General features: G+C 37.4%; 15 protein-coding genes and 1 pseudogene. 3 read left to right on the top strand and 13 right to left on the bottom strand.

The window, feature by feature from the left end; all coding sequences use genetic code 11:
- Positions 1–523: 523 nt before the first annotated feature.
- Positions 524–934, top strand: a complete 411-nt coding sequence (locus P4S60_RS09450; RefSeq protein ID WP_337116849.1) for a LexA family protein — start codon at positions 524–526, stop codon at positions 932–934.
- Positions 935–979: 45 nt separating this feature from the next.
- On the opposite strand, the gene P4S60_RS09445 is transcribed toward P4S60_RS09450, so the two are convergent.
- Positions 980–1,636 (bottom strand): hypothetical protein, encoded by a 657-nt coding sequence (locus P4S60_RS09445; RefSeq protein WP_337115784.1) that lies wholly within the window; start codon positions 1,634–1,636, stop codon positions 980–982.
- Positions 1,609–2,405 (bottom strand): annotated as a pseudogene (locus P4S60_RS09440) (PIN-like domain-containing protein). The gene P4S60_RS09445 and the pseudogene P4S60_RS09440 overlap by 28 nt, the downstream one beginning before the upstream one ends.
- A gap of 480 nt (positions 2,406–2,885) precedes the next feature.
- On the opposite strand from P4S60_RS09440, the gene P4S60_RS09435 reads away from it, so the two are divergent.
- On the top strand, positions 2,886–3,368 hold the full coding sequence (locus P4S60_RS09435; RefSeq protein ID WP_337115781.1) for a hypothetical protein: 483 nt from the start codon (positions 2,886–2,888) through the stop codon (positions 3,366–3,368).
- A 164-nt stretch (positions 3,369–3,532) separates the two neighbouring features.
- On the opposite strand, the gene P4S60_RS09430 is transcribed toward P4S60_RS09435, so the two are convergent.
- The 11 genes from P4S60_RS09430 to P4S60_RS09380 form a co-directional block, all read right to left on the bottom strand.
- Complete coding sequence (locus P4S60_RS09430) at positions 3,533–4,708, bottom strand: tyrosine-type recombinase/integrase (RefSeq protein WP_337115780.1); 1,176 nt, start codon at positions 4,706–4,708, stop codon at positions 3,533–3,535.
- A gap of 1 nt (position 4,709) precedes the next feature.
- On the bottom strand, positions 4,710–4,931 hold the full coding sequence (locus P4S60_RS09425; RefSeq protein WP_337115779.1) for a hypothetical protein: 222 nt from the start codon (positions 4,929–4,931) through the stop codon (positions 4,710–4,712).
- Positions 4,918–5,082: a hypothetical protein gene (locus tag P4S60_RS09420; RefSeq protein WP_194442382.1), complete on the bottom strand. Its 165-nt coding sequence runs from the start codon at positions 5,080–5,082 to the stop codon at positions 4,918–4,920. The genes P4S60_RS09425 and P4S60_RS09420 overlap by 14 nt, the downstream gene beginning before the upstream one ends.
- Positions 5,083–5,091: 9 nt before the next feature.
- Positions 5,092–5,361, bottom strand: coding sequence for a hypothetical protein (locus tag P4S60_RS09415; RefSeq protein ID WP_337115777.1), 270 nt, complete (start codon positions 5,359–5,361; stop codon positions 5,092–5,094).
- Positions 5,361–5,738: a hypothetical protein gene (locus P4S60_RS09410; RefSeq protein ID WP_337115776.1), complete on the bottom strand. Its 378-nt coding sequence runs from the start codon at positions 5,736–5,738 to the stop codon at positions 5,361–5,363. Before P4S60_RS09410 ends, P4S60_RS09415 begins: the two co-directional genes overlap by 1 nt.
- A 101-nt stretch (positions 5,739–5,839) precedes the next feature.
- Positions 5,840–6,427, bottom strand: a complete 588-nt coding sequence (locus P4S60_RS09405) for a 3'-5' exonuclease (RefSeq protein WP_337115775.1) — start codon at positions 6,425–6,427, stop codon at positions 5,840–5,842.
- An 11-nt stretch (positions 6,428–6,438) separates the two neighbouring features.
- Positions 6,439–6,609: a hypothetical protein gene (locus tag P4S60_RS09400; protein ID WP_337115774.1), complete on the bottom strand. Its 171-nt coding sequence runs from the start codon at positions 6,607–6,609 to the stop codon at positions 6,439–6,441.
- The gene (locus tag P4S60_RS09395) at positions 6,596–7,360 is read right to left on the bottom strand and encodes a hypothetical protein (RefSeq protein WP_337115773.1); all 765 of its coding nucleotides are present in this window, start codon (positions 7,358–7,360) and stop codon (positions 6,596–6,598) included. The genes P4S60_RS09400 and P4S60_RS09395 overlap by 14 nt, the downstream gene beginning before the upstream one ends.
- A gap of 108 nt (positions 7,361–7,468) precedes the next feature.
- Complete coding sequence (locus P4S60_RS09390; protein ID WP_105182034.1) at positions 7,469–7,732, bottom strand: hypothetical protein; 264 nt, start codon at positions 7,730–7,732, stop codon at positions 7,469–7,471.
- 100 nt (positions 7,733–7,832) lie between these two features.
- The gene (locus P4S60_RS09385) at positions 7,833–7,997 is read right to left on the bottom strand and encodes a hypothetical protein (RefSeq protein ID WP_337115772.1); all 165 of its coding nucleotides are present in this window, start codon (positions 7,995–7,997) and stop codon (positions 7,833–7,835) included.
- Between the two features lie 17 nt (positions 7,998–8,014).
- Positions 8,015–8,419 (bottom strand): helix-turn-helix transcriptional regulator, encoded by a 405-nt coding sequence (locus tag P4S60_RS09380; protein WP_337115771.1) that lies wholly within the window; start codon positions 8,417–8,419, stop codon positions 8,015–8,017.
- Positions 8,420–8,645: 226 nt separating this feature from the next.
- Between P4S60_RS09380 and P4S60_RS09375 the strand changes: the two genes are divergently transcribed.
- On the top strand, positions 8,646–10,100 hold the full coding sequence (locus P4S60_RS09375; RefSeq protein ID WP_337115770.1) for a ParB/Srx family N-terminal domain-containing protein: 1,455 nt from the start codon (positions 8,646–8,648) through the stop codon (positions 10,098–10,100).
- The last annotated feature ends 51 nt before the right edge of the window (positions 10,101–10,151 follow it).

Genomic DNA, 10,151 nt, shown 5'->3' with positions numbered 1-10,151 from the left:
GAGGTGCCATTAGCTGTCTTACTATATATCCCCCCAATCAACACCTAATATCCCAAAAAATGAGAAAATAAGTTTAGATTAATATGGTGCGATAAATGTACGATATGAATAAAGGAATGTATGTTTAAGGTGCGATAAAATAAATAGATAAGTTAAGTAACTTATTGAATAGAGTGTAGAAAAATGGTCGGCATAGCAGGATTTGAACCTGCGACCCCTGACACCCCATGATTTTCTTCAAAATTAAGTTAACCTATTGAAACTACGTAACATTAAAAATTAACCACTGTTTTTTTACACAGTAAAAAGTGCATTTTTTCTCATTTTTATACTTTTGTAAAATCAAGCGGTTAGAGTGCTTATTACAAATGCAATTCTCAGTTTTTTATAAAGCCCTTCCTAAACAACATATTAGAAAATCTAATTGTGTAAGTCTAAGTTCAAGCGACTTCAAAATTCACTTTCAGACACTTAAATTTTTCACTATACTGTATTTATGTACAGTATTTTTGTTTTGTTACTTATGTTTGTTATCCCAATTTATATCGAAGCTGGTATTACAGGTTTTGAGTCTCCTGCAGCTCAATACAAAGAACTAGGCCTTTCGCTTGATCAGCTCTTAATAAAGCACCCCGATGCTACCTTTATTGGAATGGCTTCTGGGCAGTCTATGCAGGGAGTAGGAATATTCGATGGTGACTTACTGTTAGTTGATAGGGCGGTGGATGCAAGTACAGGTGATATTGTTGTTGCGAGTTACAACGGGTGCTTTGTATGCAAGATCATAGATAAAGATAGCCGGTTGCTGTTATCTGCCTCTGATGAATTTAAACCAGTGTATGTTTCACCAGAGGATGATTTCTGTTTAGAAGGAGTGGTAACTAGGAGTATAAGACTTCATAAGCCTTGTATGGAGTTTCTTAGTGTAAAATAAAGAAGTCCATACTAGATTTATATGTACTTAGGTAAGTAAATGTACTTATTTTATTAAAAGCTTCCAAGGGAATCTTATAGTTAATGAATAATGATAATCATCGAAAGTTGAATAGGTCATCGCGCCAATACTTTTTAACTCGTTTGTAATTGCTCTTAGCCCATGGCCTCGAGCAGGATCTTTTTGACTATTTTCTTTTGTCCAAGTTCCTGATTTGTCATCGCTAGAAAAAATTTTAACCTTGTTACGGAAAGTAATGTCTATGTGACTGTCAGCTACGAGAGATGCTGTTATTTGCAACACTTTATCACTGCTATGCTGACTAGCATTCCCAAATATTTCACTTATTACTAAAAATGGAACAAATTCAGGAATGAGTATAGGAGGTATCAATTCAACACTTGAATGAATATATACTTTTAGATCATCAAATTTATTACTTAAAAACTTAACTATCTCAATAAAGTCTGCTAACCCATCTTTTTTATCATAAAAGTTAGTCTTTTTATTATTTACTCGTATCAGATCATTGGTTTGTTCAATAGTATCTTCACTTATGTCTAAATCCAGATAAGTTTTTGCATTTCTTAAAAAGCTAGAAGTATCATACATATAAAATGATTGTAGCTCTGGTGACTTTGAATAAATTTCGTCAAGGAGTTCCAATCTAGCATTTAGATTTTTGCCTCTTTTTTTAACCACCAATCCTCTTTGACATCTCCAGTTACTAAAACTAAGTGTTTAATTTTATTAATATTTGCCTTTTGGATAATTTCATGCCAGAGAAGTAAGTCACCAAATTTTCTTTTAAATTCTAGACCATTAACAAAATATGATTCATCTTTTTTATCATCTTTAAAACCTGGTGGTATCTTTTTTTATATCTTGATTCCCCATTTTCGTAGATTTCTTTTAGTTCTTCTTCAGTAAAGGCATCTCCAACTTTGCCTTCAAAAATTGCAAGAACTGTTTGTTTAAATTTATCTGTTTGATGAACATCTGGATGATCTTTTTCTAGGTCGTCAAGTTCTTTTACGAACTTGTCTAAAAATTTTTTGCTATCAGCGATGTTTTTCTGAGTTATATATTTGTCAGGTTCAATAACAGAATGTCTTTCATTGAGCTTTAATTTATTCAATGATTGCTGTAGTTCTTGTATAGTAGTGTCAAACTTTGATAAGGCTTCATTAATCAGTATTTTGACTTCGTTGAATTTACTCTTTTGATCTCCAATAGTGTTATGGCGATTGTTGAGAAACTCAAGAATTACTTGAAAGCCAACCCAAATTCTAGGGTTAAAGTTTTTTGATTTAAGTACTTTAATCAAATCATCACTAGCACTTTCGGGTAGACGATATAAGTCTAATAATACGTTTGAATCAAATACAAAAGTACCTTCTTTCCATATAGTTTCAAAATCTAGCTCTTCCGAATCTTGGTGTGTTTTCAATAAATTATCTAGAGCATTCATATCAGTCCCTGAGTCCTTATCTTTTTGATACAAGTAAGTTATTTAAAAATAAGTAATAATGCAAGTCTGTATTTTAAGTCTTGATTTGGACATCGGTTTGTCATAGATTTGAAAAAAGAATTATTCATAAAGGGAAATTATGGCGCGTAGAGAGAATAACTTATCAGAATGTGTAGATATGCTCTATGAAATTACAGGGCACTTTTGGCAAATTGGTGTAATTATTTCATTACTTTTATGGGCGCTCACTACATTTTTCTTATTTTGGGGGTATGGATTACACACTCAAGAACAAACTACTGTTATAACTTCTATATTTGAGAAGTTTTCTATCATTTTTTATATGCCATTTCTTTTAACTCTTTTTTTGCTGTGGTGTTTTCATTAAAGTCTTATCAAACATTTAAAGCTCAAAATAGTTATTAAACAAATATAATGGTCGAGACTCTTTTATTAACTTTACATATTTAAGTGAGAATGATGAAAAAATTTAGAGCATTATGGATAATGTTTGGTTTAGTGGCATTAATACAAGTTACTCTTGGACTAGTTATTTATTTTGAACTGCCTAATTGGGATGCTAGAAATTCCTTTGGTGGTATGTTTGGAGCTATAAACACTCTATTTACTGGACTTGCTTTTTGTGGTGTTATTTATACGATAGTTCTTCAAAGTAAAGAGTTAGAATTACAAAGGGAAGAGCTAAGATTGACCCGTGATGAACTATCAAATCACCGAGAAGAGTTACATAGGGCCGCAGAAGCCCAAGCCAAACAAGCTGAGCTAATGTTTCAAACCGCAAAAATCAATGCAGCTAGTGCGCGTTTAAAAGTAGCGACTACTATGTATATAAATAATAAAAATATACCTAAAAGCTATAAACAGAGCGAAAGCCATGATTCACGAAATGCTCTATCTGATGCTTATAATGATCTTATGCGTTTGTACAATGGAAAGGCATGAAAGCTGTTGATTAGGTCTTTGTTGTTCTGATTAATAAAACATTAAAACCCGCTTAATTAGCGGGTTTTTGTGGCTTAAAATTTATGGATTAGCCGGCTTGGTTTTTCAAATGAAGTCACCATATAATCAATCGAGAGTGCTTGGGTTGTCCGGACGTTGGTGTTTTAGTTTATATTTACCGTCAAATTAGGCACTTGAACCCATTCAATCTGCTTCCCGAATTCGGTGTAGACCTTGGTTGATTTACTGTCTGAGTGGCCCATACGAGTTTGTGGGTCCCAGCCTTGGGCTTTTATTAGCCTTGCAGATAAACCACGTATTTCGTGGTAAGTGGGGCGCTCTTCAGGTTTTAGGTGTTTGTATACACCTAGCTTGTCTCTTACTTTTGAAAACTCTGTGCTTATGTTTTTGCTAACTATTTGAGTTACGTGATTTACTAAAGCGCTAGTAGGGTTTGAGTTTTTCTTTGGTAGCCTGTGTACAACATAAGGCGAAACAATTCTATCGCGGCTGTTGTCGATAATTGTTTTAATGGTTTCGTTGATTGGTATGATCACATGCGAAGCTTCGCTTTTATGTGTTTTCTGGCGGTGAATAGCTAGTTCACCATATATGGTACCAAATTGGTCTTGTTGTGGTTGTTTATACCAAATACAACCACAGCGCCCAGGCTCTGCTTTTCTTAATTTATATTCAATACGTGATATTTCTAAAACTGCATGTGTAGTTTGCATGGTTAAATCCATTGCAGTTCTGAGCCATAATGGGGCAGCTGCACGTATTTTTTCGAATGCATCAACATCTAACGCTTTACGTATTTTACGCTCGCTGGGTTTTTTGATTTTAAGAGCGGCGGGGTTGTTTGTCATATGGCCGCTGTCTTTTGCATAATCGAAGACTAGTTCTAAAAAGCTGAGTTTTCGGTTATACACGTTGTTACTTGCACCTTTATGATAGTGCTCCATGTATTCGGTAACATCACTTAGCGTGATATCTTCGCCTGGCATCGTGAAATAACTTTTCATACGTTCGGCATCATTAGTCCAGGTAGACAGTAAATTATTACCTGGGGATTTGTCGGCAGTCATTCGCTCAATAATAGAGTCAACTATTAGGTTCAAACCACCTTGAGAGCCGGTACCTGTAAGCAGTTCATCTAGCTTAGAGTTACTTCGCTTAATACGGTTATATTCATTGGCTATAATGATAGCTTCAGTTCTATTTTGACTAATGATTTTACGTTTACCGTTAACAAGTTTAAGTTGATAGCCGGCGTTTTTAACAAAATATAAAAACGGCGGCAGGTCACGGTTTTTGTTCAGACGTTTTCTTGGTGCCATGTTAGCTATTCGCTGCTAGTTTTAATGCTATTTCTTTTGCTTTCGCGTTAGTGCCCGGTTGCTGATTATCATAAATATACACTTGTTGACCTGGGCCCACTAACTCTCCTTGAACATACCCAGTTGCTACCCAATCGCGCAAAGAGTTATAGCTAGGTAATGAATCTTCATGGAAATACATTTTAGCCCAGCAACGGGCTTTCATTAATTTAGGCTTCTTCATTTGGCACCTCTTGCAGTTCGTCTAAGTGGGGGAGTATTTCTAGTGCTTCGTCTAGGTCTTCACACTCATATTTAACGCGACGGCCATTGGTGCGAATTTCAATAACAACACCATCGGCCTCTTCTAAAATAGTGATTACTTTCTTAGCCATAGTTTTACCTCAAAATAAGAGTTGTTCTTGCCTTGGCTGTTTTGCTTCAGGCCTATTATCAGCATCAACCACTTCTATAAATGGCTCTTGCTGATATTGGTTACAAAGCTCTGTTATGAACACTTGGGTTTTGTGTACTTGGCATTGGCCATAGCGAGTTTTAGTTTGCTGCTGGCCGCGCCAATCTATGTGAGGGCAGTGTTTATCGTCTGCCTTACCAATGTGCTTATAGGCCTGACAGCTAATACAGGCCTTTGGCATGGTGATTAAATTACCCATTATGCAGCCCAAAGCTCACGGATTTCCCGCTCAAGTCGGTAATGCTCTAAACGTTCTTCTAACTTTTCACGTGCTGATTTTTGACGTTCGCTATAAGGAACTGCTCGCGGAGCGTCTTTCTTAGGTGTAGTTTGCTTTGCGATACTCACCGTGATTGGTTTGTTTTTGTTTTTGGTTTTAGGTGTAGCGTTTCGTTTTTTATAAGGCTTACGAACACAGCCACAACCAAGTACTCTGCCTAAGTTACCTTTTTTAACTGAACGCTCAGTGCCACAAATACAGCGACATAAAAAGTATTGCCCACAAGCTTCTTCAGATAGCACTGTCCAATTGTTAAATACATCGCCGGCTGTTATTTGTATTTTGCTTTTGGCCATGATGCCTCCTTTTGTTTCTCAGTCTGTTTTTTACGTTGATAGTATTGACGTATACGGGCCCGTTGTTGTGCCACGCAGTTGCGTTTAAATTTGTGCATAACTTACTGTTTCAAATAGATTGAATGGCAATGTGATATCTGTTTGTAGATATCGCTAATGTATTTAGCCTGGTGTTTTGCATCATCTAATGCGTTGTGTGGGTTACCTTTAAATGCATTTGATTTTTTTGGGTCAATACCAAGTACTCGACGGCCAACATCAACCATTGTTCGAACATCGCGATCATTTCTAAAGTGCCATGGCTTTGTCATATTGGTGGCTTTGTAGGCATTGGTTAGAATTGTGTTGTCGAATGTGGCGCCATTACCCCAAACAACACGATTTCTAAACCCTTCGATTTGGTACATCCATTCGTTGAATTCGAGAAGGGCATCTTTAAGTGGCATGGTGTCGTTTACATTAAAGACAGAGCGGGCTTCATCGCTTTTTTTCATCCACCATTTAAGTGTTGAGCCATCTACCTCGCCGTATTTCATAGCATCTTCTATATCGATGACTTGGTAAAATTCTGCACCAATATTGCCTGTAAGTGGGTTAAAGAATACGGCACCAATTGATACGATCACCGCATTCGAATGTTGGCCAATAGTTTCTAGGTCGAGCATGACATCGTTGAGTTCTGTATTCATGGTGTTTCCTGTTATGTCCAAGGGACTAAGCCCAATTGTTGACGTTTATTGTTCCACTTTTTAACCAGTTGGCAGGCTTCTTTTTGAAGCTTTTTGCTAGTTAGTAAGCGGCTGATCTCTTTTTGGTCCTTAGCTTTAAAGCTGACCAAGGTTTCAAGCGTGGCTTGCTCAAAGCTGTTCATCTTCATTACTTAACGTAAGTAGGTCTGTGGCTGTTAGTTCCCAGTTATTGGCTTTAACACGGCGTAACCAGTTACCACAGAGTTCTAAGGTGTCTTTTTTCGGGCGCAAGCCGCCTTTAGGGGCTTCGACTAATTCGGCTTCATCATCTTTGTTGAGGATGATTAAACCACCACGGCCGCTTTGGTGTAGGTAGAGTAGTGGGGTTTGCCTTGCATCGTGGCCTTCGACCATGCCGCCAATGTGATACGGGTAGGTTTGTACAATGTCGGTATCGCCACGGTAGATTTGCACTATGTCAGCGGCTGCTAAACGATTTTTAAGTTCGCTTATTTCGGTTTTAAGCTCGGCTGTTGTTTTGCGTTCGCTTTGATAAAGGCGCTTTTGTTGCTCAGTCGCTAAGCGCTGGCTTTCTAGCTTGTCTTTGTAGCTTTTTATTCTGTCGCGTAGCTTTTTAGGTGTGCCGGCTATTTCTTTATACGCGGTTAGCGTAATCGTTAAGTCTTTTACTTTAGCTGATGCTTGATCGCGTTCTCTTTGTGCTTGCGCCAGCTGTTGGTCGGCATTTTTTGCATTTTTAAGTACAACTGCAGCACCTTGCTCATAGTCTTTTACCAAAGCAGTAAGCTTGTCATTTTGTATTTGTAGCTGCTGTTCGTTTTCAACCATTTGGTCAAACTCAGCAACTTCTTGGTTATAGGCCGCAACTAAATTATCGATTGCATCTACGACTGATAAAGGGTGATTACTCATGGTATTTATCCTGGAATTAAACCCAGCTTTCTAGGTTCTGTTCAAAAATCAGCAATGCGATTAATAACGTGATAAAAAGCATTGCTGATAGTGCTTTCTTTAGGGGTTTCATGCTGCCAAAACTGCTTTTGGGATACGTGTGTTTTCAATTAGGCTTAAAAAGGCTTTAGTCATGCATAAATCACGGCGGGCGCTAGCGTTTAAAGCGATTGAGCCAAGCACTACTTGGTTGTTGATATCAAATAAAATGATTAAGCAGTATTTGGTACCTGACTCGTAAATGCGTAGCTCTTCACCATGCATGCGTTGGTTCATGAAGTTAATGCGTTGTTTTAGCTGGTTGATCACCAGTGATGTGAATACGTTTAACATAGCTTTTTCCTTTTCCTGTTGTGTTGTTTTAGTTGCTTACGGCAACCACTCGGCTGGTTTGGTTGGGCAAGTGCGTACCAGCGAACTGTGAAACCTTGCTTTAAGCCGCTTGTGGCGGTGGCTCTGGCGGCGGGTTATTAGCGGCTTTTAAATTTGGGAGCACCAATTCAAAAGGGCTGACCTTCTGAGCTTGTTTAAGCTTGTGTAATAACGGGGCTGTTGCTGCGTTATTGCGTGCTGTTGGGAATATAAATACTTTGGTCATATTCACTCTCCTTGGCCTTAGGCTGCTAGTAAGTCGTTTTGCAGTTCACGCAGTCGGCGTAAACGGGTAGTGCGAACAGTTCTGGTTACTCGAATCGTTCGATAACTGCGCTCAACGTCACTGTTAGTTGCACTTAACAACACAAGCACTAGGCACATGGTGTAACGCAACACACCTTGCTTAATTGCTTGGTGTACCGTTTGGCGCATTGAATGGGTGTTAAATTTAAAGCTGAGTTCATTACAGGCTTGGCGAACTGTGGTGGGTTTTACACCCAATGATTCAGCAATAGACTTTTGTGTTAGGCCTTTTGCTACAAGCAGCAGCGTACGTGCTTGCTGTGCAGGTAAGCGAGAGTAAGGCTTTGTACTTACGTGCATATCGTCAAGCTGGTAACCAGTTTCTGTGCGTAATGGGTTCATAGCTAATTTGATTAATGTGTAACCTATGGTTTATAGGTAAACCATAGGTTTATATCAAGGACAAGTTTAAATTTGGAAATAATTAAACCATTGGTTTATGTTGTTGTTTTATTTGTGGTTATCTTTAACTTTTGACAATGTAAATTAACCTCAATTAGCTTGAGTTTTATAAAATATTGCGTAAGTTGTTATATATTAATGTTAAGTTCATTCAGAGAAGGGAAGCATGAGAGTAATAGAATCCATATCGGTTAGTGATTTAAAATTAGATCTACAAAATGTAAGATTTGGGCATGATTTTGCTGAGAGTCAAATAGAAGCCATTTCGCTGATGATGGAAGGTGATAGTGGTCAAAAAATACTTAATTTGGCTAAACATATATCCGAAAATGGACTTGATCCGACTGAATTGCAATTGGTTTACAAAGACGGCGGATCTTATACTGTGATTGAGGGTAACAGAAGACTTACAGCAATGAAGCTTCTACTTAATCCTGATGCATGCCCTGTAGAAAAACTAACTCCTAAATTCCGTCAACTGAGTCAGAATACCGATATAGCTGCATTAAGCACAACAGTTTGTGGTCTAGTTTCTAACCGAGAAGAAGGCGAAAAGTGGTTAGAGTTGAAGCACACAGGTGAAAACAGCGGTGCAGGAAGAGTTGATTGGTCTGGTGATGTTCGAGATGAGTTTAGAGCGAGGATTTCCGGTATCCCGTCAATAGGAAAGCAGATTAGAGAGTTAGTTGAAGGAAGTGATTTTATTGAAAATGATTGCAAAGCACTAGTTGCTAAAATAAATGTTACAAATTTAACTCGTTTTTTTGCAAGTTTACCAGCACAACAATTTTTTAAGTTAAAAGTTGTAAATAAAGAGCTGACTCCAGAATTTGATATAAAGTTAATTTTCCCTGCAATTGAATATTTTCTATTTGATTTTTACAATCAAGGCAATTCAGTGAAACTGATTTATACAGATGAAGATCGAAAGAAATGTATTCAGCGGATTCCTGATGACTTAAACCCAGCCTTTTTATTTAAAAATCAGAACTCAAGTGAGCAGGCAAATGAAATAAACCCTAATGGCAATAACTCGTCAGGTAGTTCAAATCATAGCTCTCAAGATACTGGTGACAATGAAAAACAAAGCTCAAAGAATAATGATAAAAACTCAACAAGTACCAACGAAAAGCCTAAAAAAACACGAACAAGGCCTCCTGCTACTTCCCGTAAATATTTAATAGACTATTCGTTGAATATATCAGATAAAAGAATAAATTCAGTTTTTAGAGAATTAAAAATGAGCTTAGTCGTTGATGATTGCCCAAATGCGACAGCATCTTTATTCCGTGTTTTCTTAGAGTTATCCGCCATATACTTTATTGAAAACTCATCTGAGCCTGTTTTGAGAGATGACAATAATATGCCAGTAGATGTTACTTTTGGTAAGAGCACTTTGTCTGTAAAACTGTTAGCAATTATTAAACACCTAGAGAGTCAGAATAAAATTAAAAAAGGTCAAGCTACCTCCTTGCGCAAGCGTGTTCATGGAAAAGATAGTCTAGGTTCGGCTGATTATTTCAATAATGTCATGCACTCAAATATTTCAATGCCAATACCAACTGAACTGAAGTTAATAGCGGACGATTATCGACTGCTTTTAGAAATGATTTGGGACTAGAAATAGCTGGCCATTTAACTAAAAATTTGTTTTCATATCGCAAATGGAAAA

This window comes from Pseudoalteromonas sp. Hal040 (genome assembly GCF_037162425.1).
GTDB lineage: Bacteria > Pseudomonadota > Gammaproteobacteria > Enterobacterales > Alteromonadaceae > Pseudoalteromonas > Pseudoalteromonas gelatinilytica.
This window is presented reverse-complemented; position numbering and strand designations above follow the sequence as displayed.